The following is a 24,678-nucleotide window of genomic DNA, read 5'->3' on the forward strand; positions in this document are numbered from 1 at the left end:
AACGCACGCCAGCCCGGCGCGCGTGCGGTGCTATGATAGCGACACACCCGCCGTGCATACCATTGCTGCTCTGCCCCATACCAAGTCCGATCGCTCTGCCTCATGCCCGGTCTCCGACGTCTCCCCGTTGAACAACTCGCCCCCGGCATGCGGGTGGAAAAACTGGATGTACCGTGGTCGCGCCATCCATTCGTCCATGCCCGGTTCACTGTCGAATCGCCGCAGGACGCCATCAATCTGCGCAACAGCGGCGTGCGGATGGTATGGATCGCGGACACGGAAGAATCCCCGCCGCCGTCCGCGTCGCCAGTGCAGCGCAGTCTCGGCGAAGAAATCAGCTACGCCGACCGCATGCGCACGCATACCGTGCGTGCGGTCCGTTCCTTCTACGACGGCGCGCGTGTCGGCCACCTTCAGCTCGACGAAGAACTGCCGGCCGTCATGGACAACGTGGCGCAATCGCTGGCGCGCAACAGCACGGCAATGCTAACGCTGGTGCGCCTGCGTTCGAAAGATGAGTACACCTATCTGCACTCCGTGGCCGTGGGCACGCTGATGACCAGTTTTGCCCAGCGCCTGGGCCTGTCTCCCGTGGAGGTGCGCGATGCCGGCGTGGGCGGCATGCTGCATGACATCGGCAAGATGGCCGTGCCGCTGGAGATCCTGAACAAGCCCGGCGCGCTGACGCCCGAAGAATATGCCGTGGCGCAAATCCATCCGGACAGGGGTTATACGATGTTGCGGCAGCACGGGCTGACGGAGGCCGCCCTGGACATCGCCCACCACCATCACGAGAAGATGAATGGCCTCGGCTATCCGCTGGGCCTGAAGGGTGACGAGATCCCCTTGCTGGCGCGCATGGCCGCGATCTGCGACGTGTACGACGCCCTGACCGCCGAGCGGCCCTACAAGAAGCCTTGGCCGCCGCCCGTGGCGCTGGGCCGCATGTCGGAATGGGACGGTCATTTCGATCCCAAGCTGCTGCGCGTGTTCATCGACATGGTGGGGATCTATCCGGCCGGCACCCTGGTGCGCCTGGACTCCGGCTATCTGGCGATCGTCCTGGACCAGAACGAGCATGCCCTGCTCCGGCCCATCGTGAGCGTCATCTACGATACCGCCACCGAAGAACGCGTGACGCCCCGCCGCCTGAACCTGCTGCATGCCCAGGAGCGCATCGTGGCATGCGAGGAGCCCGAGCGCATCGGCATGCACGATATCGTGCCGCTGTGGCGCGAGCTCGCGTCTGACTAGCGCGCCGCGCCCCTGAGGCGCTCACAAGTCAGAACCGCCGGCAACGCACTTCAGCACCTGAATCCGGCGCCGAACTCAACGACCGAACAGGCCACGCAGTCCCTCGCGCAGAACATCGGCCGGCTTGCTCGGCTGGGTGCCCTGCGTGGCATCGCCCGTCGCACCCCCGCCGAGCCGCTTCTCCAGCGCCTCGCGCACGCGGCTTTCAACCTCGGTGCGCGCCGCATCCATGGCCATACCCGCGAAATCGATGGTGTACTGCGGCGCGGACAGTGGCCCGGTGAAGCGCACGGGCACGGTGAAGCCGCGCAGCTCGCTGGCCTCCTTGCCGCCCTGCCCCTTGGACGTCGCCGCCAGCGTCGCCCGCGTGGTGTAGTCCAGCGTGCCGTGCGCGAGATCCACATTGCCGGCACCGGCGGCGCGCAACAGGGGCGCCTTGAGCGCGAGATCGCGGTTTTGCAGGACACCGTCGCGGATCGTGAACGTCCCCTTCAGCTCCGAGAAGTCGGTCTTTTCGGTCGCGCTGCCGCGATAGCTCTTTTCCCCGCGCAACTGCTGCAGCATGCCGCGCGCCTCGCGCAGGGTGCCTGCCAGGTTGAAGCCGCGAATCGCCCCGTCCACCAGCAGGATGTCGCCACCGCCATTGAGAGCGGCGCGCAACGCCGCCGTGGTATTACCGCGCGCCGTAACGTCGAGGTTGAGGCTGCCGCGCCCTTCCAGCGTATCGGATTGCGCAAAATGCTTGAGCAACGGCGCAATGGCAATGCTGCTGGCCTGCGTCTTGAGCGCGATGGCCGGCGTGCTGGCCGACCCGTCGAGTGTCAGCGCCCCGCGTACATTGCCTTCGAACGCGGCGGCGGAAAATGGCGCAACCTCGAGCTTGCCGCCCGCTGCGCGCAGATCGGCGCTGACCGCGGCCAGCGTCAAGCCGTCGGCCACCAGGCGGCCAATCTTTACCGAGCCCTCGCCGTGCAGGTCTCGCAATGCCGAGAAGTCGAGCGTCCCCGGCACGCCGCCGCCCGGCCGCCCGCTCTTGTCGCCCAGCGCGGGCGTACTGGCATGACGGTACTGGTCGATGTTGAGGGTATCCACTGTGGCGTCGAACTTGAACCGCGGCGCATTGAAGTCCTTGACCGATACATGTGCCGCCAGCTGGCTCGTGTCGACCTTCCCTTTCAGGTCGAGCGACACCTGCTCCGTGCGCAGGCCGGCCTGCAGCGCACCCACCAGATCGACAGCCAGCTTGCCGCCAGGCAGGCGCTCGCCACGGCCCTGCGCGCCCATCTTGAGCGCCGGCATGGAAAGCGCGCGGGTCGCCATATCAACGGCGAGCGGCGACGTCAGCTGCATGTCGATGTTCTGCCCTTGCAGGGTCCCGCTGCCCTTGAGCGTCAGCAGGGTGATGTCAAGACTCTGCAGTCCGCGCCCATCCGCTGTCAGTTGTCCGTTGAGCGGCGCTGACACGGTCGCCTTCAGGGTGTCCTTGCCGGTCCCGTTGTTCTGAGTGAAATCGAGCGCCAGCTCGGCCACGCCCGAGCGGAAGCGCCGCCCCTCGCGTGCAAAGGCCGGCAGTTTGAGGTCCGCAGCCAGCGTGCGCTGGGCTTCGTTAACTTTGGCCGTGAACGTCGCCGCATCGCCTTCGAGCAGATCGCCGGTGAGCGCGATCTTCGGTGCCGACAGCTTGCCTTCGAAGTGCCGCGTGCCCTGCTGTCCTTTCACGCTGGCGACCAGATCGGCCACCTGCAGTGCGCCATCGGCCCACGACAGGGCAATGTCGCCGGAAACCGCCGCGTCCACACCACGGATATCGAGCGCATTCCCGGCCGCCGTCGCATGCAGCCCGTGCAGGGCAATGCGTTGCGCCTGCCGGTCGAATGTCAGCTGTGTCTTGAGGTTGAGATCGAGCGCCGCAGCCGGCAGCACGCTGCTCACGCGGGTGCGCAAGGCGATGGGCGTGCGCACGCCGTCGGTCAGGCGGCCGGTGTCGAGATCGAGCTGGCCAAGCTGTACGGTGTTGCCACTCAGCGCATCCTTGAATACCAGCGCGCCATTCTTCAGCCGGATGCCGGCGATATCGAGGTCAACGCGCGCCGACTCGCTACCGCCGCCTGACGACTGCGACAGCAGATCGTCGAAGTTGAAACGGCCGTTCTTGTCCCGGGCCAGGGTGACACTGGCGCCCGCGAGTGATACCTCGTCGACCACCATGCGCCCCCGTAGCAGCGGCCAGATGGCCAGCGACACGCGCGCCTGCTCGACCGACAGGAAAGGGGTAGCGGACCGCCGCTCGGACAGCGCAGTGCGGCCGAGGTCTGCCCCGAGCCTGGGCCAGAAGAACAGCTTGAGATCGCCGTCGATACGCAGGGTACGCTGTGTACGCGCCTCCACCAGCGCGACCAGGTCGGCTTTGTAGTCGTTCGGATCGAAAGTCACGGCGATCCACGCCGCGCCCGCCAGGAGCATGAGCGCCACGCCTGCAGCGGTCCAGGCCGCCGTACGGATCAGTTTCATAAACAGTGTGTGAAAATTCCGGCTCGGCAAATCGCCGTCTGCATGGGTGCCTCGCCCCTCAGGACGGTTCCACGCACACCGGTCGCCGCGACGCAGCTAAACGCGCACGCTACTGGGCTCAGTTAAGCTCGCAGCGCATGCAGTGGGATGCCGCCTGTCCGCCGCGCATGAAAGCCGAAGACACCCGAATATCCTCGGGCGCGCGTTCGGCGGCAATCAGGAGAAATCCCCAACGCGAGAAATAGGTAGGCGCGGTGGCGGTCACCAAATAGACGGAGCGGGCGCCGGCACTGCGCGCGCGCATCAGCAAGCATTCCACCAGGCGGCTGGCGATCCCGCGGTTGCGATAGGCCGGCTCGACCGCCACGCAGCGAATCAGCACCGACTCGCCCAGCGTTTCGGCCGCGCCGCAGGCCACGATCCGGCCATCGACCAAGGCAACCTTGAAGCTGTTGGCCGGCGAAAATGCTTCGCCGGGTGGTAGGTCGCAACGCGTCAACAGCGCTGCGATATCGGCTGCGTCACTTGGCTGGGCCATGCGCAGTTGGATTACCGGGTCCATGATGTGTCTCCGCTGCGTCGCACCGTGACCTGGGCTGGTTGGGGCGACGTGATGGCGCACCTCTGCGGGCGCGTCTCGGATGCCCAATGGTAAAGGTTAAATTTGATGAATGACAAGCGCACCCGTGTTTCAAATTCCGCATGGCATTGCGATGCGATGCCGGCCGCACTGTCGGTGTGGACCGACATCCACGTACCTGCGATAGCGCCTAGGCCGCTGCGTGCAAGCCACCCACTGGCGATGGCAACACGCTTGGGTGGCCACGGCCAGAAGCCGCCACGCCTGCCACTTCGCAAACGGGCCTGTCACCGTGGATGTTGGCGCCCCTGTCCATTGCTGTATAGATCGCCTGCTGAACGTCGATCACTTCGCGGTACACTCCCGCACTAGACGCCCTGCCGCCGGCCCGGATTGCCGCTCCACCGCGTATGCCCGACGCGCGCTCCGCACCTTGGCATGCTGGACCGGGCGCCCGCCGCAGGACTGCCGGCCCCGACTCTTCACGACCATCGCCCATGCCCGTATCGCCGCGCCCGACTGCCTCGGAACCCGCCTCCGCCCTGTACCAGCAGGTCAAGGACTATATCGCCCGCAAGATCCAGGAAGGCGAGTGGAAACCCGGCGACCGGGTACCCTCGGAGCAGGAGCTGGTTACGCTGTTCGGCATCTCCCGCATGACCGTCAACCGCGCGCTGCGCGAGCTTGCCGAGCAGGGCCGCGTGGTGCGCGTGGCGGGCGTGGGTACCTTCGTGGCCGAGGAAAAAGTGCAGTCGCCACTGCTAACGGTGGTGAACCTGCCAGATGAAATCCGCCAGCGCGGCCACGACTACAGCTGCGACGTGGTCACGGTCGAACGCATCGCCGCACCGCTCGAGGTAGCGGCGGCGCTCGACCTGCGCACGGGCGAATCGGTCTTCCACTCGGTGTGCGTGCACCGCGAAAACGGTTTACCGGTGCAGCTCGAGGACCGCTACGTCAATCCGCGCGTCGCGCCCGATTTCCTGGCCCAGCATTTCGACGAAACCAAGCCGGGCGAGTACCTGCTGCGCACCGTGCCGTACGACCTCGTGGAGCACGTGGTGGATGCCATCGCCGCCACGCCCGAGCAGGCGCAACTGCTGGAGATGCCGGCCGCCCAGCCGTGCCTCGTCCTGACGCGCCGCACCTGGACCAGCGGGACACCGGTCACCTTCGTGCGCTGCATCCACCCAGGCAACCGCTACCGGCTGGGCGGGCGCTTTCACGTCGAGGGCAACCCGGCCATTGGCTGAACGGCCTGCCGGTGGCCGTCAGCGCGGCAACGGTGCCCGCCCGCACCCACGCCACATGCCCAGGCCGATGGAGCACGCGGGATTCCGGTCCGACAACATATCGCCCCCGGCCCTGGACGCGTGATGACGTCTATTCGAAACACCGCCTAGCCTTCCGCCAGCCCCCTTCGCCCTGATCGCACGACAGCGTCGCAGCCTTCCGTCCGGTCTGGGATACAGGTCGCACATTTCACCCCAAGCCCGGTGCAGACGAACGTCCCATGCCGGCTATGGCATGGTCACAACGCTTTCCGCGCAAAAACACTGGTGCGTTTCGGATTGATCTCCTATACTTGTATATACAGGAACATACAGCATCATTTGCGCCCGGTTTTCCCCTTCCGGCTTCCGGGCCCATCCCCTTGTTCCGACACCTTTTCTGCCGGGTGCGCGTGCACCCGGCCCGACATGCGATCCAAGGAGATTGACCGATGAACGCCAATGAACAATTCCTGAGCGCCACCGGCAAGCGCGTCATCCGCGCCCCGCAAGGCACCGAGCTGCATTGCAAGAACTGGCTGATCGAAGCCGCCTACCGTATGATCCAGAACAACCTCGACCCCGACGTGGCCGAGCGCCCGGAAGACCTGGTGGTGTACGGTGGCATCGGCAAGGCCGCGCGTAACTGGGAATGTTTCGACGCCATCCTCGCCGCACTGCGCAACCTCGCGCCGACCGAATCGCTGCTGGTGCAATCGGGCAAGCCGGTGGGCGTATTCCCGACGCACGAGAACGCCCCGCGCGTGCTGATCGCCAACTCCAACCTCGTGCCGCACTGGGCCAACTGGGACAAGTTCAACGAACTCGACCGTGCCGGCCTGATGATGTACGGCCAGATGACGGCCGGCTCGTGGATCTACATCGGTACCCAGGGCATCGTGCAGGGCACCTACGAAACCTTTGTCGAAGCTGGCCGCCAGCACTACAACGGCGACCTCACCGGCAAATGGATCCTGACCGCCGGCCTCGGCGGCATGGGCGGCGCGCAGCCGCTGGCCGGCGTGCTGGCCGGCGCATGCGTACTGGCCGTGGAGTGCCAGGAATCGCGCATCGACTTCCGCATCCGCACGCGCTATCTCGACAAGAAGGCCACCACCATCGACGAAGCGCTGGCCATGATTGCCGATGCCACGTCCAAGGGCGAAGCCATCTCGGTCGGCCTGCTCGGCAACGCCGCCGAAGTGCTACCGCAACTGGTGAAGCGCGCACAGGCCGGCGGCATGCGTCCGGACATGGTCACCGACCAGACCTCGGCCCACGACCTCGTCAATGGCTACCTGCCCAAGGGCTGGACCGTCGAACAGTGGGAAGCGCAGCGCACGGCCGATCCCAAGTCGGTCGAACTGGCTGCACGCAAGTCGGTGGTCGATCATGTGAACGCCATGCTGGCCTTCCAGCAGATGGGCATCCCGACGCTCGACTATGGCAACAACATCCGCCAGGTCGCGCTCGAGGAAGGCGTGCAGAACGCCTTTGATTTCCCCGGTTTCGTGCCGGCCTATATCCGCCCGCTGTTCTGCCGTGGCAAGGGTCCGTTCCGCTGGGTCGCGCTGTCGGGCGATCCGGAAGACATCTACAAGACCGACCAGAAGATGAAGGAGCTGTTCCCCGAGGACAAGCCGCTGCACCGCTGGCTCGACATGGCGCGCGAGCGCATCGCCTTCCAGGGCCTGCCGGCGCGCATCTGCTGGGTGGGCCTCGATGAGCGCCACCGCGCCGGCCTGGCCTTCAACGAAATGGTCCGCAAGGGCGAGCTGAAAGCGCCGGTGGTGATCGGCCGCGACCACCTCGACTGCGGCTCGGTGGCCTCGCCGAACCGCGAGACCGAAGCCATGCGCGATGGCTCGGACGCCGTGTCCGACTGGCCGCTGCTCAACGCCATGCTGAACACCGCCGGCGGCGCGACCTGGGTCAGCCTGCACCACGGTGGCGGCGTGGGCATGGGCTTCTCGCAGCACTCGGGCGTGGTCATCGTCGCGGACGGTACCGATGAAGCCGCCAAGCGCCTCGAGCGCGTGCTGTGGAACGATCCGGGCACGGGCGTGATGCGCCATGCCGACGCAGGCTACGATATCGCCATCGCATGCGCCAAGGAAAAGGGCCTGAACCTCCCGATGGTGGGCCGGTGACCCTGCCTGACCGACGCTTCACACTCGCCAGCCTGACACCGCAGCCGTGGAAAAACGGCGGCGGTGTGACACGCGAGATTGCCGCGATGCCGGCCGGCGCCGGCATGGACGATTTCCTCTGGCGCATCAGCGTGGCGGAGATTGCCTCGTCCGGCCCCTTCTCGTGCTTCGCCGGTATCGACCGGCAGATCATGCTGCTCGAAGGCGATGGCGTACACCTGCATGGACAGGGAATCGATCATCGCCTCGATGTGCCGCTCGCGCCGTTCGCCTTCGATGGCGGCGCAGCGCTCGCGGCCACCCTGCTGGGCGGCGTGACGCATGACCTGAACGTGATGACGCGACGGGGCCGGATGCGCGCCGACATACATGTACTCCGGCGTGCAGGGCGCCTGCCCGCGTGCGATGCTCTGATGCTGCTGGCGCTTCGCGGCCGCTGGGCGCCACATGGCTTGCAGGCGGGTGAAGGTGCACTGTGGACCCACGTCTGCGGCGCGCACGAACTGGTGCCGGATACGTCGGCGGATGCCGCGCTCGTGGCGATCTGCCTGTCGCGCATGGCGACACCTTAGTCACGACCAACGAGGACTGCATATGCATGGACGCTCCGCTTCCCCCAGTGCCGATGGCCTGTGGCACAACCTTCATGTCCTGCCCGACGCCGACCCCGACCACGCCGTGCGCGACGCCGCGCTGGTGGTGGAAGATGGACGAATCCTCTGGATCGGCGCGCATGCCGCACTGCCCGCACACTACGCTGCGTTGCCACGTCACGACGGTGCAGGCGCATGGGTCACGCCCGGGCTGATCGACTGCCACACGCACCTCGTCTATGGCGGTCAGCGCGCCGATGAATTCGCCATGCGGCTGGCCGGCGCGAACTACGAAGACATCGCGCGCGCCGGCGGCGGCATTGCTTCCACCGTACGCCTCACGCGCGCGGCCAGCGAACAGGAACTGTTCGATACGGCTGCTGCACGCCTGCGACCGCTGCTGGCGGAAGGCGTCACCACCATCGAGATCAAGTCCGGCTATGGCCTGTCGCTGGAGGCCGAGCGGCGGCAGTTGCGCGTGGCGCGGCAGCTGGGCCAGGCATTCGGTGTGACCGTATCGACCACCTTCCTCGGCGCGCATGCCTTGCCGCCCGAGTATGCCGGACGCGCCGATGAATACATCGACCTGGTGTGTGACACGATGATGCCGGCCCTGGCCGAAGAAGGCCTCGTCGACGCCGTGGATGCATTCTGCGAAACCATCGGCTTTTCGCCCGCGCAGACCGAACGCGTGTTCCGCGCCGCCCAGGCGCTGGGCCTGCCGGTGAAGCTGCATGCCGAACAGCTATCGAACCTGCAGGGCGCGGCATTGGCCGCGCGTTACACCGCATTGTCCGCCGACCATCTCGAGCATCTGGACGAATCCAGCGTCGTGGCGATGGCGGCTGCGGGCACCGTAGCCGTGCTGCTGCCGGGCGCATTCTATTTCCTGCGCGACACCAAGGTGCCGCCCATCGACCTGCTGCGCCGCCACGGGGTGCCGATGGCGGTCTCGACCGACCACAATCCCGGCACATCGCCCACGACGTCGCTGCTGTTGATGATGAACATGGCCTGTACCCTGTTCCGCCTGACCGTGCCGGAAGTGCTGGCCGGCGTGACACGCCATGCGGCGACCGCACTCGGCCTGGCCGACCGCGCCGGCCGCCTGGAGGCCGGCCGCGCCGCCGACTTCGTCCTGTGGGATGTCGCCAGCCCCGCCGAACTGGCCTACTGGTTCGGCCGCAATCCCGCCGCCTGCGTGGTGCGGCAGGGGTGCATCTTTCCTCGGGAGACACACGTATGACGACGGGTGAACTGTTCGCCAGCGACGCCCTGCTGCCAGACGGCTGGGCACGCGATGTGCTGCTGCGCTGGGATGCCGCCGGCACCTTGTGCAGCATCGAGGCCGACGCGCAGGCTGATGCGGCCGTCCCGCGCGCGCCGGGTCCGCTGCTGCCAGGCATGCCGAACCTCCACTCGCACGCGTTCCAGCGTGCCTTTGCCGGCCTGACGGAATTCCGCGGCAATCCGCAGGACAGCTTCTGGAGCTGGCGCGCGGAGATGTACCGCTTTGCGCTGCGCATCTCGCCGGAAGCGCTGCAGGCCATCGCCACGCAGTTGTATATCGACATGCTCAAGGCCGGCTACACCTCGGTCTGCGAATTCCACTACGTGCATCACGACACCGATGGCAAGCCGTATGCCGATGCCGCGGAGCTGTCGCTACGCCTGCTCGCCGCCGCACAGGCGGCGGGCATCGGCATCACCCTGCTGCCGGTGCTGTACCAGACCGCCGGCTTCGGCGGCACGCCGCCGCTCGCGCATCAGCGCCGCTTCATCCATTCGACGGACCGCATGGTGGCCCTGTTGGAACGCCTGCAACCGGAATGCACGGTACCCGGCCGCAAACTGGGGCTGGCGCCGCATTCGCTGCGCGCCGTGCCACCCGATAGCCTGCGCCTGGCGGTCGAGGCGCTCCACGCGCTCGATGCCGCTGCACCGGTGCACATCCATATCGCCGAGCAGGTGCAGGAAGTGCAGGATTGCATGCAATGGAGCGGCCAGCGTCCGGTTGCGTGGCTGCTCGATCACGTCGCGCTCGACAAGCGCTGGTGCCTGGTGCATGCCACGCATCTCGACGACGATGAACTGGCGCGCACCGCCGCCTCTGGCGCCATCGTCGGCATCTGCCCGACGACCGAAGCCAATCTGGGCGATGGTATCTTCCCGACCGAGCGTTATCTGGCGGCGGGCGGCGCATGGGGCATCGGTTCGGACAGCCACATCAGCGTCAGCGTCAGTGAAGAGTTGCGCTGGCTCGAGTATGCACAACGGCTCACGACCCTGCGACGCAATGTGCTGGCCAGCGAGCGTGCTCCGCAGGTCGCCACGCGCCTGTACCAGGCCGCGGTGAGCGGCGGCGCGCAGGCCAGCGCGCGGGCCGTGGCCGGACTCGCCACCGGGCAGCAGGCCGACTTCATGATCCTCGATGCCAGCAATGCCGATGTCGCGGGACTCGCACCGGACGCCGCGCTGTCGGCACACGTGTTCTCGCATCGCGGCACGGCTGCCATCGCCGAGGTCTGGCAAGGCGGCAAGCGTATGGTGCAACACGGCCGGCATGTGCTCGATGCCACGGCGGCGCGCGACTACATCGCGGCGCGCGCCTCCCTGCTGAACGAGGCGTAGGTAAGCGAATCATCGCCCTGATGAAAACCATGCCGTGGCGACCCTTTGCAGAGGTCTCCGCGGCATTCGATACGGACCAATAACCATGGCGCATCCTCCCTTCATCCTGAAACAGGGCACCGCACCGCTGCTGGTGTCCATGCCGCACATCGGCACCCACGTGCCCGATGCCCTGGCAGCGCGGCTGACCGACGAAGGGCGGCGCGTGCCGGATACCGACTGGCACCTGCCGCTGCTCTACGACTTCGCCGAATCGCTGGGCGCATCGATCCTGATGGCGACGCACTCGCGTTACGCGATCGACCTGAACCGACCGTCCGACAACGCCAACCTGTATCCGGGGCAGGACACCACCGGCCTGTGCCCCGTCGATACCTTCGACAAGACGCCGCTGTACCAGAACGGCATCGGCCCCGACGACGCCGAGATCGCCGTGCGACGCGACAGCATATGGACGCCCTATCACCACGCGCTGCAGCAGGAACTGGCGCGCCTGCGCACGCTGCACCCGAGCGTAGCGCTGTGGGATGCGCACTCAATCCGTTCTGAATTGCCACGCTTCTTCGAGGGCCGGCTGCCGGACTTCAACCTCGGCACAGCCAACGGTACGAGCTGCGATCCCGCGCTGGCGGATGCGGTACTCGCCATCGCGCAAGCCGCGACGCCATTCACGGCAGTGCTGAACGGGCGCTTCAAGGGCGGCTACATCACGCGCCAGTACGGCAAGCCATCCGACGGCGTGCATGCCATCCAGCTCGAACTGTCGCAACGCGTGTACATGAACGAAACCCATCCGTTTGCCTACCGCGAAGATCTGGCGGCACAGGTCAAGCCGCATCTCAAGGCGATGCTCGCTGCGGTGCTGGCACATGTCGGCGCAGCGCGGCAGGCCTGACAGCAAAGCAACGATAGAGAGGGACAGGGATTGGCTGGCCGCAGGACATGCGCCAGCCACCCGCTGAAAGCCTGCGCACCGGCATGACGCCGGCACACACAGCCGATTTTCAATAACGATATCCGGAACCGGCACCTGCCGGCGCAAGGCCGCGTCGGGGCGCACCACCGGCGTGCAGGCCATGCGCGCGCAGACGGCGCATGCCGGCCCAGAAAAGCGCGCGCTCGTCGGCCGTCAGCCGCGCGTTGGCAGTCTCCAGGCAACGATCGAGATGCCGACCGGGATGAATGCCGAGCTCGAGCGCCGCGCAAAAGCACACCAGCAGGTCGCGCGACACCCAGCTGCCGAGCCACGCATCAAAGGTCGCTGCCAGCGCCGTGTCATAGCGCGCCTCGCCGCGTGCGCAGGCGGTCCGCGCGGCCTGTTCGGCCGCGTGTGTCACGCTGCGGACCTCCCACATCAGGTCGTTGAGACGCATCAGGGGAGTGCCGCCACGGGCACGCGCAGGGAGTCCAGTTGCGTCCATTCGACAATCGCCCACGTACAGCATGTGAATATCGAACGCCGACCGTCCATGGCGGCGGCCTCCCTGCCAGGCCCAAGCGAGGCAGCCCCGAAAGGCTGCGCTCAGTCGACAGTGATGTTGCGCTTGCGGATCACATCGCTCCAGCGGACGCTTTCACTCTGGATGGCGCTGGCCAGCTGTTCCGGCGTGCCGCCCGTGGCTTTCATGCCCAGCCCTGACAGCTTCTCGTTGACAGTGGTTTCAGACAGCGCGGTATTGGCATGCTGGTTGAGCTTGCGCACCACATCGCGCGGCGTGTTGGCGGGGGCCATCAGGGCATACCAGGAAATTGCCTCGAACTTCGGGAAGCCCTGTTCGGCGATGGTCGGCACGTCCGGCAGCAGCGGCGAGCGCTTCGGGCTGGCGACGCCGATGGCGTGCAGCTTGCCGGACTTGATGTACGGCAACGCGGACTGCACCTGCGCGATCATCATGGTGACCTGGCCGCCCACGAGGTCGGTCATGGCGGGGCTCACGCCGCGGTACGGCACGTGGATCATCTTGACGTTGGCTTCGAGCTGCAGCAGTTCGCCCGCGAGGTGCGCCTGGCTGCCGGCACCCGGCGAGGCAAACGTCAGTTGGCCGGCCTTCTGGTTGGCGAGCTTGAGCAGGTCGGCGAGATTCTTCGCCGGCACGCTGGCGTTGACCACCAGCACGTTTTCCGCGGTCGCAAGCATGGCGATCGGCGCGAGGTCCGACTGCTTGTACGGCAGGCTGGGCATCAGCGACGGGTTCACCGCGATGTTGCCGACCGGCACCAGCGCAATGGTGTAGCCATCGGGCGCGGACTTGGCCACCGAATCGACACCGATGGTACCTGCAGCACCCGCCTTGTTGTCGACCAGGATGCTCTGGCCGAGCGAGCGGCCCATGCTTTCGCCGACCACGCGGCCGAGCACGTCGGCCGGACCGCCGGCGGCGAACGGCACCACCAGGCGGATCGGCTTGTTCGGGAAGGTCTGCGCAAAGGCAGGCGCGGCCAGCATGCACGCGAGGCCGGCAGCCAGCCAGCTGGTGCGACTGCCTCGAACGAGGCGCTGAAGAAGTGATTGGGCAGCAAGCTTCATTGTAATTTCCTCTGGTTGGTGCACGACGCGGACCGGCGAGGTCCGTGCCGCAGCAAGTTCACGCGACGCGGATACCCCGTTCGCTGCCGATCGCACGCGCGATCACGATCTGCAGGATCTGGCTGGTGCCTTCGTAAAGGCGCAGCAGGCGGGCATCGCGGTACATGCGTTCGATTGGATAATCCGCGACGTAGCCAGCGCCGCCGAACACCTGCACTACCCGGTCCGCCACCCGGCACAGCATTTCTGAGGCGAAGTATTTCGCCGCGGCAGCTTCTTTCACCGCCGTGCGCGTCAGGTCGAGCTGGCGCGCGGCCGCCAGGGTCATGGCGCGTGCTGCCTGGATCTCGGTTTCCGAATCCGCGAGCATCCCCTGGATCAACTGAAAGTCGATGATCGCCTTGCCAAACTGCTGGCGTTCGCCGGCATACGCCACGGCTTCATCAAGCAAGCGCTGGGCCATGCCGACGCCCATCGCCGCGATATTGATGCGGCCGTGATCGAGCGTCTTCATGGCGGTGCGGAAACCACGCCCTTCCTCGCCGCCGATCAGGCGCTCGGCCGGCACACGCACGTTCTCGAAGATCACGTCGGCGATCTGCGAGCCGCGATGACCCATCTTCTTTTCCGGCTTGCCCACCGTCAGGCCTGGCGTATTGCGGTCGACGATGAAGGCGCTGACGCCCGATGCACCAGGTTTGGACTGGTCGGTACGCGCCATCACGGTGAAGACGTCCGCCCGCGGTGCATTCGTGATGAAACGCTTGGTGCCGTTCAGCACGTAATGATCGCCATCGCGGTCCGCGCGCGTCTTCAGGCTGCCGGCATCCGAGCCGGCGCTCGGCTCAGTGAGCGCGAACGCGCCGATCAACTCGCCGCTGGCGAGGCGCGGCAGGAACTCGGCCTTCTGTTCCGGCGTGCCATCCAGCGAGATGGCGCGAGAACCGATGCCCAGGTTCGAGCTGTAGACATAGCGGAAAGCCGGCGAACTGAGGCTGATGGCCATCTGGAAACGCGCCTGCTGTTCGGCGCTCAAGCCGCTGCCGCCGAATTCCGGCGCGATCGACAGGCCGAAGAAACCCTGCGCCTTCATCGCCTCGATGATTTCGTCCGGCACGCGGTCGGTGTCCTCCACCTCCTGTTCGCGCGGGATCAGGTCTTCACGCACGAAACGCTCGATGGCGTCCATCATCTGCGCGAAGCTTTCTTCATCGACATGCGACACGCTCGCTTGCGAATCTGCGTGCATCAGATCACTCCTTGTTGCTGCATTGTGTTGATGGCCCCGGCATCGAAGCCGAGCGCCTCCAGGACCGCCAGCGTATCGGCGCCGAGCGCCGGGGCGGCAGCTGTCTGCCCGCGCGGCATGGCGTCGAAGCGGACGGGCTGCTCCACATGGCACATGGCCGGGCCGCTGGCCGGCTGCTGGCGCACCACGAGGCCGCGTGCCTGCGCGTTGTCGCTGGCAACCGTGGCCGCCACCGACAGCACGGGTGCGGCCGGCACGCCGGCCTCGGTCAGGCGTCGCACGGCTTCCTGAACCGGCAGGGCCGCTGCCCAGTCTTCGATCAGGCGGGCGAGCGCAGCTTCCTGGCGCTTGCGGTCCTGGTTGGTGGCGAATTCCGGGGCGCTTGCCAGCGCCGGCTGGCCGAGCGCCTCGGCGAGCTTGGCGAACAACCGGTTGTTGGCGACCGCGAGCACGAACAATCCATCGGCTGCGCGGAACGCGCCGAACGGTGCGGAATTGGCATGGCGATTACCCTGCCGCACGGCGGTGGCACCGGCCATGACCCGCGACACCAGCGTCGGCATCATGCTCAGCAGGCAGTCGTACATCGCCACGTCGAGATAGCGTCCGCGCCCGGTGCGCTCGCGCTGCCACAGGGCCGCCATCACGCCCCACGAGGCGAACATGCCGGCGGCCACATCGGCCACCGATTCGCCGACGAGGGTCGGCGCGCCCTCCGGGTCGCCGGTCACGTCCATCAGGCCGGACAGCGCCTGGATCACCGTGTCGTAGGCCGGCTGTTCGGCCCACGGGCCACTCTGGCCGAAACCGGAGATGCTGCAATACACGAGGCCGGGATTGAGCGCCGACAGCGCGCCGTAGCCGATGCCGAGCCGGTCGGCCACGCCCGGCTTGAAGTTCTCGATGACCACGTCGGCCCAGCCGGCGAGGCGCGCGATCACGTCGCGCGCGCCGGCCTGCTTGAGGTTGAGCCGCACGCTGCGCTTGCCGCGATTGACGAAGGCAAAGTTGGCACTGTGCCCCTCCACCTGCAAACCCATCTGCCGGTAGTCGTCGCCTTCGAACGGTTCGACCTTGATCACCTCCGCGCCGGCGTCCGCCAGCATGGCCGTGCAGAACGGTCCGGCCAGCACGCGCGTGAAATCGAGCACCTTCAGGCCATGCAGCGGCGGCATGGCATCGGCGGCGTCCGCTGCGATCGTCGATGTCGTCGATATCGTCATGCCGGCACCTGCGTGGACAGCGTGGCGTCGGTCAGCGCAAAGCCGGCGGCATCCGCAGCTTGCGCGAGCCGGACCAGCGACACGTAATCGTCGGATTGCACGGCGGCGAAACGCGCGAGGCCGAGCGTCGCCAGCAGGGCTGCGCCCTCGGCATCTTCATGGATCGTCAACAGTGCGGCACGGATACGCTCGCACTGCGCCGGATCGGCATCCCGCGATGCCAAGACCGGCGGAATCGGCGCGGCGGGCGTCACGGCCAGCGTCTTTACCTGGGTCATCAGTTCAGGCGCATGCTGGCGGAACAGGTCCAGTACGTAGCTATCGACCACGCCGACTTCTGCCTGGCCATTCAGCACGGCATCGATGGTTTCGCGCGGGGTTGGGGTCGGCTGCGCGGTTGGCCGGTAGACCGCGTGCGCACCCGCCGGTGCGCTGCTCATCAGATAGTGGCGCGGCGCGTTGTAGCCCGAGTTCGACTCGGGCAGCATGCAGGCCAGCCGCCCGCCGAACGTGTCGGCCAGGGCTTGTGCGGACGCATCGGCACGCACGATGAATTCCGAGTGGTACACCGGGCGGTTGCCGTAGCGCGCCCCGGCGGGTACCGGCGCGGCCAGCAGTTGCCGGCCTGCCGGATCGCAGGCGTAGGGATAGCCGCACATGAACACGCAGCCGCAGTCGGGCCGTGCCCACAGCGCGCTGATCGGCGCCGGCGCGGTGTGCTCGACATACTCGAGCGCAACGCCGGCGCGCTGTGCCACGCGTTCGAACAACGCGCGCCAGGCCGCCGCGAGCGGCGGCGTGACGGCGTACATGCGGGCGTTGGAGATCATGCGTAGACCAGTTGCTGACCGAGACCCATGCGCTCGGCCTTCTTCAGGATGGCGTGGCCGAGGGCGATATCGCTCAGCGACAGGCCGCGGTGCCAGAACAGGTTGGTCTCGTCGTCGCTTTCACGGCCCGGCTTCTTGCCAGCGATGATTTCGCCGAGTTCGGCGTGCAGGGTCTGCTCCGACAGCTTGCCGGCCTCGACGTGCGCTCGCAGCGAACCGAGGATGCCGCCCTTGCACTGGCCCCAGTCGTCGACCACCAGCTTGGTCATGATGTCGGTGAGCGACAGCTCGACCGCGCTCATGGTGCCGTACGGCACGACGAAGGCGCCCGGCTTGATCCATTCGGTCTTGAGCAGCGGGGTCGGGCGCTCGAGACGCGAAGCTTCGACCACGATATCGGCATCGCGCACGCACGATTCCCAATCTTCCGTCACCACGATTTTCTTGCCCAGGTCGCGCTCCAGGCGCTCGGCAAAGGCATTGCGGCTTTCCGGACGGCGCGAGTGCACGCGGATCTCGTCGAAGTCGTAGATGCTGTTGAGCAGGCGCACGTTCCAGTACGACGTGCCACGTGCACCGATGTGGCCCAGCACCTTGCTGTTGCGGCGCGCCAGATGCTTGGCGCCGAGTGCGGTCACCGCGCCAGTACGGGCGTCGGTGATGAAGGTGGCGTCGATCATGGCGATCGGTACGCCGGTACGCGGATTAAAGAGATTCAGCATGGCCAGCTCGGACGGCAGGCCGACCTTGTAGTTGTCCACAAAGTCACCCACGATCTTCACGCCAGCGAGATTCAGCGGTGCGACATAGCCGCGCAGCACGTTGAAGTGACCGTTGAACGCCGGATCCGGGCACAGGTGGACACGCGGCTCGATGGTGGTCTGGCCATTGCCTTGCGCCAGCAGGCCCTGCTCCACGGCGTCGAGGATTTCCGCATCGGTCATGGCCAGCTTGGCGATGTCCTTGCCGTTGATGTAGGTGAGATTGAGGTTGAGGTCGTTCATTGTCGCGTTCCACACTGAGAGAAGTGCCGCATGCCGCGCTTGCGGCATCAGCCTGACCGGCTTGCGCCGTCCCGTTGCTGCAGCCTGCATGGCGGATCCGCTGTGCCGCAGCGTATGTACCGCGGGGCGCGGCAGCTGCGACGGGCATCCGTCATGCCATCGATGAAAGCAGTGTAGATATTGTCGGATTAACTGTCATATGCTTATATGTATGCATGTCTTAACATGGTGTTAATCCCGTGAAACTGAATCTCCGCCAGATCGAGGTGTTCCGCGCGGTGATGCTGACCGGTTCGGTGGTCGGCGCCTCCAAGCTGCTGTATGTCTCGCAGCCTGCCATCAGCCGCCTGATCGCGCACACCGAACAGCGTCTCGGCTTCGAGCTGTTCCTGCGCACCAAGGGCCGCCTCTATCCCACGCCCGAGGCGCGCCGCCTGCTGAGTGAAGTGAATGTGGTGTACGAAGGCGTCGAACGCGTGAACGAGGTCGCCGACGATCTGGCCGCCAACCGCACCGGCAGCCTGCGCATCTCGTGCAGCCCGAATCTCGGACAGACGGCGCTGCCGCGCGCCATCGCCCAGTTCCGAGCGGCGCATCCGGCGGTACGCGTGGTGGTGCGCTCGCAGATCCCCACCAATATGCTGCAAGCACTGCTGTCCGGGCAGGTCGATCTGGCCGTGTCCAATATGCCTATCGTGCATCCCAACCTGACCTCGCAGCTGCTGGTGAAAAATCCGATCGTCGCGCTCATTCCGGAAGGCCACCGGCTCAGCACGCGGGCGTGGGTACGGCCGGCCGAGCTGGCGAGCGAGGTGCTGATCGGCTACCGGCAGAACGTGCCCTTCGGCCTGCTGATCCACGAGATCTTCGCGAGCCTCGACGAACCGCCCGAGATGCAGATGGAAGTGGACCAGGCGCAGATCGCCCGTGCCATGGCCCAGGTGGGCGCGGGCATCGCGCTGGTCGATGCGATGACGGTGTTCGGCGAGCCGCGCGACGGCTGCGTGGCGGTGCCCGTGCGCACCAAGGTCAATGCCTCGGTGCAGATCTTTCACCTGCAGACGGAGGCGCTGTCGCGGCTGGCGCAGGAGTTCGTGGAAATGCTGATGACGGTGATTGCGCCGGACGCGCAGAAGTAATGCGCCCCTGCCCGGGCGGCCGTTACGCGCCCGGCGCGTTCTCGCACAGCGTGTCGATCAGTTGGGCGACGAACGGGCTGCCCAGGGACTGCTCGCGCAGGCAGATCTGCAGGTGGCGCATGGCCCAGGGTTCGTCGAGATCGAGCACGGCCAGATGCTGCCGGTCGGCCTGCTCGAGCGCGGAACGCGGCACCACGCCGATGCCGGCGCCGGAAGCGACCAGTTGCGCAATGGCGCGGTAGCCCGACACCTGCACGCGCACATCGAGCTTGCCGCCGAGCGCGGCCGCGTGATTGGCCAGGAAGGTGTGCAGCGCCATGCCCGATTGCAGGCTGACGAACGGCTCGCTCAGGCAGACACTGAAGTTGCAGTGGCGGAGCGCCGCGAGCGGATTGGACAGTGGCACCAGCAGCACCAGCTCGTCCTCCCGGTAGGGCAGATAGCGCAGTTCCGGATGCGGCTGCTCCACGGCGATCACGCCGAGATCGGCCCGTCCCGCGACGACGGCCGCCACGATATCCAGGCTGGGCCGTTCCTCGAGCGTGATGCGTACCGCCGCATGGCGTGCAAAGAACCGCGCCAGGTCGGCCGGGAGGTGGCTGCTGATGGCATTGTTGTTGGCGAACAGCGTGATGTGGCCCTTGATGCCGCGCGCGAAGGGCAGCAGGTCAGCGTGCATCTGCTCGAGCTGCGCGAGGCAGCGGCGCACATGCTCGACCATCACCGCGCCGGCATGCGTCAGTTCGACGCCGTGCGCGCGCCGCCGCAGCAAGGGCGCGCCGATCGTTTCCTCGAGTCCCTTGATGCGCAGGCTCACCGAGGACGGCGACAGATAACAGCGGGCCGCTCCGCGCGACAGGCTCCGCGCTTCCGCCACCGCCAGGAAAACCTTCAGATCGGTCAGGTCGTAGTGCATGGGTCGGACTCCGTCCCGGGCCGGACCATCGCACAGTCCGTGTGGGCCACTGATTTTGTATTTAACAAAATCACAGTTTGCCAGATATCGCTTGTTCCGTACCGGCATCAGACAGACACTCGCCCCATGGACCACGATACTTTGTCAAACCCCAATTCACCCGCAGACCCGACGCCCAAGCCGCTGGCCGGCGTGCTGGTCGTCACGCTCGAGCAGGCGCTGGCGGCGCCGCTTGCCACGTGCCGGCTGGCCGACATGGGCGCACGGGTCATCAAGATCGAGCGCGCCGAAGGCGATTTTGCACGCGGCTATGACCGGGCCGCCAACGGCGAGGCCTCGTATTTCGTCTGGACCAACCGCGGCAAGGAGTCGGTCACGCTGGATTTCAAGCAGCCTGCCGACCGCGCCGTGCTCGAGGCCCTGCTGGCGCAAGCCGATGTCTTCGTGCAGAACCTTGCGCCCGGCGCGCTGGCGCGCGTCGGCCTGGACAGTGAAACGCTGCGCACCCGTCATCCGCGTCTCATCACCTGCGACATCACCGGTTACGGCACCAGCGGCCCGGCCAGCACGCTCAAGGCCTACGACCTGCTGGTGCAGTGCGAAAGCGGCCTGGCGGGCATCACCGGCACACCGGAGGCGTGCGGACGCATCGGCGTGTCGATCTGCGATATCGGCGCGGGCCTCAACGCGGCCATCGGCATCCTCTCTGCCCTCGCATCACGCGAGCGTACCGGCGCCGGTTGCGGCGTTTCCGTTTCCCTGTTCGACGGAGCCGCCGACTGGATGACGGTACCCTACGTCCACGAACGCTACGGCAGCGGCGCACCGACGCGCCAGGGACTGCAACATCCCTCGATCGCGCCCTATGGCGCATACACCACGCGCGACGGCAGCAGCGTGGTGATCAGCATCCAGAACGAGCGCGAATGGCGCAATTTCTGCACGACCTTTCTGCAACAGGAAGCGGCGGCACACGACGAACGCTTCTCCAGCAATTACCAGCGCGTGCAGCATCGGCCTGCACTGGATGCGCTCCTTGCCGGACGGTTCGGCGAACTGGATCTGGCCGAGGCGCTGGAGCGCCTGGAGGCCGCGAACACGGCCTACGGGCAGGTGCGCTCGGTGGCCGAACTGGGGGAGCATCCGGCGCTGCGCAAATGGCCCATGACGGTGGGCGACCGGACGCTCGACCTGATTGCGCCGCCGGTGCGTGCGCCTTGGGATAGCGGACGGTTCGCTGCCGCGCCGGCCCTGAACGAGCATGGCGCGGCCGTGCGTGCCGAATTCCTGCCCGCAGGCCACGAGGTGTCGCCGTGAGCCGCGCGCAACCCGCAGAGGGCCACGCCATCGACCTGGACTACCTGCGCACCTGGATCGGCCGCGAATCGGTGAGCGAAGACACGCTCTCGGTCCGCCATGCACGGTTGATGGCGGCCACGCTCGGCCTGCCGCAGACGCAATTCACGGTAGGCACGCCGCTGCCACCGCTGTGGCACTGGCTCTATTTTCTGGAGGGCCTGCCGCCCGCCGAACTCGGTCGCGACGGCCATCCTGCGCGCGGCGGCTTCCTGCCGCCGGTGCCGCTGGAAAACCGCATGTGGGCCGGTGGCCGGCTCGAATTCCATGCCCCGGTGGCGCTCGGGAGAACGGTGCGCAAGCGCTCCACCGTGACCTCCGTGGAGCACAAGCGCGGCCGTAGCGGCAATCTGGTCTTCGTCACCGTGCGCCACGACATTCTCGATGGCGACACGGTGGCCATCACCGAAGATCACGACATCGTCTACCGCCAGCCGGCGCCGCCCGGCACGGCGCGCGCGACGGTGGCCGAGATGCCGACACCGAGCCACAGCGAGCGCTTCGAGGCCACCTCGACAATGCTGTTCCGCTACTCGGCGCTGACTTTCAACGGCCACCGCATCCATTACGACGTGGATTATTGCCGCAATGTCGAAGGCTATTCGAACCTGGTCGTGCACGGTCCGCTGCAGGCCACGCTGCTGGCCGACCTGGCCACGCGGCTGGGCACGCGGCCGCTACGCCAGTTCCGTTACCGTGGCGTGCAGCCCAATCTCCTCGGCACGCCGCTGACCATCAATGCAGCGCCCAGCGGCGACGGCATGACGCTGTGGACTGCGCAGCCGGACGGCACGGTGTCGATGCAGGCCGAGACGGTGTTTCAAAGCGCATGAAGACGCTGCCCGTATCCACGCGAACGTTGCCGTTCGTTCCCGGCAGGCTCCCCGAGTGCCTCGAGGCACTGCCGAACCCACCCCCGCCATGCACAACCCGACGACATCGGAATCGTCATTCACAGCAGCGTGCATGACATAGAAAAGATCCCGGCAGGGACGTCATTTCCACATCAAGGAGCTGGTATGAAAAAGCTGAGTCTCGTCACCGGTGCAGTGTGTCTGGCCATGGCCGGTACGCTGCATGCGCAGCAGAACTACCCGACCAAGTCGATCACCATCATCAACGGCTTTGCCCCCGGCGCCACCTTCGACATGGTGAGCCGCCTGGTCGGCAACAAGCTCCAGGAACGCCTGGGCTGGCGTTTCCTGATCGATTCCCGGCCGGGCGCGGATGGACGCATCGGCTCGCGTGCCTGCGCCGATGCGAAGAACGACGGCTATACCTTGTGCGTGGGCGGAAGCTCGACCAATGCGATTCACGCGGCGGTGTTCAAGTCGCTGCCATACGATATCCAGAAGGATTTCGTGCCCATCGCCTTCGTGGGTTACAGCGCCAATGTGCTGGCCGTCAACCCGACCTTTCCGGCCAAGACGGTGGATGAACTGATCGCCGCCGCCAAGGCGCGCGGCCGCCTGCCGTACGCGACGGCAGGGACCGGCACGTCGACGCATATCGCGGGCGAGAAGTTCAAGGACGCCGCCCAGGTCAATATGCAGCACGTGGCCTACAAGGGGGGCGTCCCGGCCTACACCGCGACGATCAGCAACGAAGTGTCGACCGTGTTCGGCAACGCCAGCTCGATTGCGCCGCATATCGAGAATGGGCGCTTGCGCGCCCTCGCGGTCACCTCGCTGAACCGCCTGCCGACCATGCCGGACGTCCCGAGCCTGAACGAACTTGGCATGAGCGGCTTCGATGTCGGTCCGTGGTATGCGTTCTATGCCCCGGCAGGGTTGAGCCCGCAGATCGTCCAGCGGCTGAACAAGGAGATCAACGCGGTGCTGGAACTGCCGGATGTGAAGGAGAACCTCCGCAAGCACCACATCACGACCAAGCTGATGACGCCCGAGGAAGTGAAGAAGTTTGGCGACCAGCAGATTGCAGCCTACAAGGACATCGCCCAGAAATCGCACATCGTCCTGGATGCGAACGCCAAATGACCATGACCCAGAATTCCCAAACCCTCAGTGAGCGCCTCGCCACCTTTGTCCAAGGCGTGCGCTATGCGGACCTGCCCGATTACGCCGTCGCCAAGGCCAAGACCTGCATCCTCGACTGGGTCGGCGTGGCCATGGCGGCCAGTCGGGACGACGTGACGCGGCCACTGCGCGCCTATGTCGACGCCGTTGGCGGCGCACCGGATGCCACGCTGCTCGGCGTCGGCACCAGGACCTCGGTGACGAACGCGGCGCTCTACAACGGCACGGTCGGCCACCTGCTGGATTTCGACGATACCAACCAGATCTTCATCGGGCATGCGTCAGCCGTCATCGTGCCGGCAATCTTTGCGCTTGCCGAGATGACCCATGCCACCGGCAAGGACATCATCGCGGCCTACATGGTCGGCTCCGAAGTGCAGTGGAAGCTCGGCGAGGCGCTCGTGAATGCGGGCGACCACTACGCACTGGGCTGGCATTCCACGGGCACCGTCGGCGCATTCGGCGCGGCAGCGGCGGCGGCATGGTTGCTCAAGCTCGATCACCGCCAGACCACCATGGCCTTCGGCCTCGTCGCCTCGGAAGCCGGCGGCTTCCAGGAGCAGTTCGGCACGCATGCCAAGCCGTTCCACGCAGGCCGGTCGAACGAGGTGGGCGTGCGCGCCGCGCTGCTCGCCAAGGCCGGGCTCACCAGCGCGCGGACCGCGCTCGACGGCAAGGTGGGTTACTTCGGCCTGATCAGCAATCGCTACAGCGCTGACAAGATCGGCAACTTCGGGAAGCCGTGGGGCATCCTCGAATCGACCTTCGCACGCGGCATCAACCTGAAGGCCCATCCGGTGTGCGCCTCGGGCGTCGGCGGCATCGAGGGCATGCAGGAGCTGATCGCGGAACACGGCTTCTCGGCCGCCGACGTGGAAAGCATCCGCTGCGGCGTGCGTCCCGGTTCGCTCAACATCCTGGCGCATCACCAGCCGCAGACCGGCCTGCAGGCCAAGTTCAGCGTGGAGTACTGGATGGCAGCCACGCTGGTGTACGGCAAGCTGGGGCTGGAACAGATCACCGACGAGGCTGTGCAGAACCCGGCAGTGCAGGCGCTGATCAAGAAGGTCCAGGTCGATCCGGACGAGTCGATCGATGTCTCGAAGGCGCGCGTCAATATTTCCGTGCAGCTCAAGGACGGACGCAGCCTGCAGAAGACCTACTACCCCGCCAAGGGCGCCGCGGACAATCCGATGAACCTGGAGGAGCTGACGCGCAAGTTCGGCGAGTGCCTCGCCTGGGGCGGCATCGGCAAGGCGCAGATCCTGCAGGCCCAGAACATCCTGCTCAGCCTGGAACGGGAGGAGTCGATCCGCGGGCTGATGAAGCATCTCGTCCTGGCGGCATAACCGGGTGAGCGTGCGCGGCAGGCCGCCGTGCGAGGCCGCCCGCAGCGGGCCTCGCACCG

The 24,678-nt window shown here is 66.6% G+C and carries 21 protein-coding genes; 12 read left to right on the forward strand and 9 right to left on the reverse strand.

All coding sequences use genetic code 11. The annotated features are described in order from the left end of the window. Nucleotides 1-102: 102 nt before the first annotated feature. Nucleotides 103-1,254, forward strand: a complete 1,152-nt coding sequence (locus ACQ3C8_RS14380; protein ID WP_428851918.1) for an HD-GYP domain-containing protein — start codon at nt 103-105, stop codon at nt 1,252-1,254. A 75-nt stretch (nt 1,255-1,329) separates the two neighbouring features. Here the strand turns inward: ACQ3C8_RS14380 and ACQ3C8_RS14385 are convergent, their stop codons facing one another. Both ACQ3C8_RS14385 and ACQ3C8_RS14390 read right to left on the reverse strand, forming a co-directional pair. After that, nucleotides 1,330-3,765 (reverse strand): AsmA family protein, encoded by a 2,436-nt coding sequence (locus ACQ3C8_RS14385; RefSeq protein ID WP_428851919.1) that lies wholly within the window; start codon nt 3,763-3,765, stop codon nt 1,330-1,332. 118 nt (nt 3,766-3,883) lie between these two features. Beyond that, complete coding sequence (locus ACQ3C8_RS14390; RefSeq protein ID WP_009522840.1) at nt 3,884-4,327, reverse strand: GNAT family N-acetyltransferase; 444 nt, start codon at nt 4,325-4,327, stop codon at nt 3,884-3,886. 515 nt (nt 4,328-4,842) lie between these two features. Between ACQ3C8_RS14390 and hutC the strand changes: the two genes are divergently transcribed. The 6 genes from hutC (at nt 4,843) to hutG (ending at nt 11,885) form a co-directional block, all read left to right on the forward strand. Further along, a complete protein-coding gene (gene hutC, locus ACQ3C8_RS14395) occupies nt 4,843-5,598 on the forward strand; it encodes a histidine utilization repressor (RefSeq protein WP_428851920.1) in 756 nt (251 codons plus the stop codon). Nucleotides 5,599-6,068: 470 nt separating this feature from the next. After that, complete coding sequence (gene hutU, locus ACQ3C8_RS14400) at nt 6,069-7,766, forward strand: urocanate hydratase (protein ID WP_428851921.1); 1,698 nt, start codon at nt 6,069-6,071, stop codon at nt 7,764-7,766. Then, a complete protein-coding gene (locus ACQ3C8_RS14405) occupies nt 7,721-8,338 on the forward strand; it encodes a HutD/Ves family protein (RefSeq protein ID WP_428851922.1) in 618 nt (205 codons plus the stop codon). Before hutU ends, ACQ3C8_RS14405 begins: the two co-directional genes overlap by 46 nt. A 22-nt stretch (nt 8,339-8,360) precedes the next feature. Next, nucleotides 8,361-9,605 carry an imidazolonepropionase gene (gene hutI, locus ACQ3C8_RS14410; RefSeq protein ID WP_428851923.1) on the forward strand — a complete coding sequence of 415 codons (1,245 nt, stop codon included), beginning with the start codon at nt 8,361-8,363 and terminating at the stop codon, nt 9,603-9,605. Beyond that, nucleotides 9,602-10,990, forward strand: coding sequence for a formimidoylglutamate deiminase (locus ACQ3C8_RS14415; RefSeq protein WP_428851924.1), 1,389 nt, complete (start codon nt 9,602-9,604; stop codon nt 10,988-10,990). Before hutI ends, ACQ3C8_RS14415 begins: the two co-directional genes overlap by 4 nt. An 85-nt stretch (nt 10,991-11,075) precedes the next feature. Beyond that, nucleotides 11,076-11,885 carry an N-formylglutamate deformylase gene (gene hutG, locus ACQ3C8_RS14420; protein ID WP_428851925.1) on the forward strand — a complete coding sequence of 270 codons (810 nt, stop codon included), beginning with the start codon at nt 11,076-11,078 and terminating at the stop codon, nt 11,883-11,885. Between the two features lie 109 nt (nt 11,886-11,994). Here the strand turns inward: hutG and ACQ3C8_RS14425 are convergent, their stop codons facing one another. The 6 genes from ACQ3C8_RS14425 to ACQ3C8_RS14450 form a co-directional block, all read right to left on the reverse strand. Next, entirely contained in the window at nt 11,995-12,411 is a 417-nt protein-coding gene (locus ACQ3C8_RS14425; RefSeq protein WP_428851926.1) for a hypothetical protein, read from the reverse strand. Nucleotides 12,412-12,512: 101 nt separating this feature from the next. Next, entirely contained in the window at nt 12,513-13,517 is a 1,005-nt protein-coding gene (locus ACQ3C8_RS14430; protein WP_428851927.1) for a Bug family tripartite tricarboxylate transporter substrate binding protein, read from the reverse strand. 58 nt (nt 13,518-13,575) lie between these two features. After that, nucleotides 13,576-14,766 (reverse strand): acyl-CoA dehydrogenase family protein, encoded by a 1,191-nt coding sequence (locus ACQ3C8_RS14435; protein ID WP_428851928.1) that lies wholly within the window; start codon nt 14,764-14,766, stop codon nt 13,576-13,578. Beyond that, entirely contained in the window at nt 14,766-15,989 is a 1,224-nt protein-coding gene (locus ACQ3C8_RS14440; protein WP_428851929.1) for a CaiB/BaiF CoA transferase family protein, read from the reverse strand. Before ACQ3C8_RS14440 ends, ACQ3C8_RS14435 begins: the two co-directional genes overlap by 1 nt. Then, nucleotides 15,986-16,819, reverse strand: a complete 834-nt coding sequence (locus ACQ3C8_RS14445; protein ID WP_428851930.1) for a phosphate/phosphite/phosphonate ABC transporter substrate-binding protein — start codon at nt 16,817-16,819, stop codon at nt 15,986-15,988. The genes ACQ3C8_RS14440 and ACQ3C8_RS14445 overlap by 4 nt, the downstream gene beginning before the upstream one ends. Beyond that, entirely contained in the window at nt 16,816-17,823 is a 1,008-nt protein-coding gene (locus ACQ3C8_RS14450; RefSeq protein ID WP_428851931.1) for an ornithine cyclodeaminase family protein, read from the reverse strand. Before ACQ3C8_RS14450 ends, ACQ3C8_RS14445 begins: the two co-directional genes overlap by 4 nt. Before the next feature lie 239 nt (nt 17,824-18,062). Between ACQ3C8_RS14450 and ACQ3C8_RS14455 the strand changes: the two genes are divergently transcribed. Beyond that, complete coding sequence (locus ACQ3C8_RS14455) at nt 18,063-18,962, forward strand: LysR substrate-binding domain-containing protein (protein WP_428851932.1); 900 nt, start codon at nt 18,063-18,065, stop codon at nt 18,960-18,962. A gap of 22 nt (nt 18,963-18,984) precedes the next feature. On the opposite strand, the gene ACQ3C8_RS14460 is transcribed toward ACQ3C8_RS14455, so the two are convergent. Continuing rightward, nucleotides 18,985-19,878, reverse strand: coding sequence for a LysR family transcriptional regulator (locus tag ACQ3C8_RS14460; RefSeq protein ID WP_428851933.1), 894 nt, complete (start codon nt 19,876-19,878; stop codon nt 18,985-18,987). A gap of 126 nt (nt 19,879-20,004) precedes the next feature. On the opposite strand from ACQ3C8_RS14460, the gene ACQ3C8_RS14465 reads away from it, so the two are divergent. The 4 genes from ACQ3C8_RS14465 (at nt 20,005) to ACQ3C8_RS14480 (ending at nt 24,619) form a co-directional block, all read left to right on the forward strand. Beyond that, entirely contained in the window at nt 20,005-21,195 is a 1,191-nt protein-coding gene (locus tag ACQ3C8_RS14465; protein WP_428851934.1) for a CaiB/BaiF CoA transferase family protein, read from the forward strand. Then, nucleotides 21,192-22,067, forward strand: coding sequence for an FAS1-like dehydratase domain-containing protein (locus tag ACQ3C8_RS14470; RefSeq protein ID WP_428851935.1), 876 nt, complete (start codon nt 21,192-21,194; stop codon nt 22,065-22,067). The genes ACQ3C8_RS14465 and ACQ3C8_RS14470 overlap by 4 nt, the downstream gene beginning before the upstream one ends. A 186-nt stretch (nt 22,068-22,253) precedes the next feature. Continuing rightward, nucleotides 22,254-23,231, forward strand: a complete 978-nt coding sequence (locus ACQ3C8_RS14475) for a Bug family tripartite tricarboxylate transporter substrate binding protein (RefSeq protein ID WP_428851936.1) — start codon at nt 22,254-22,256, stop codon at nt 23,229-23,231. Nucleotides 23,232-23,233: 2 nt separating this feature from the next. Next, complete coding sequence (locus ACQ3C8_RS14480) at nt 23,234-24,619, forward strand: MmgE/PrpD family protein (RefSeq protein WP_428851937.1); 1,386 nt, start codon at nt 23,234-23,236, stop codon at nt 24,617-24,619. The last annotated feature ends 59 nt before the right edge of the window (nt 24,620-24,678 follow it).

The organism is Imbroritus primus, from assembly GCF_964332355.1.
Taxonomy (GTDB): domain Bacteria; phylum Pseudomonadota; class Gammaproteobacteria; order Burkholderiales; family Burkholderiaceae; genus Imbroritus; species Imbroritus primus.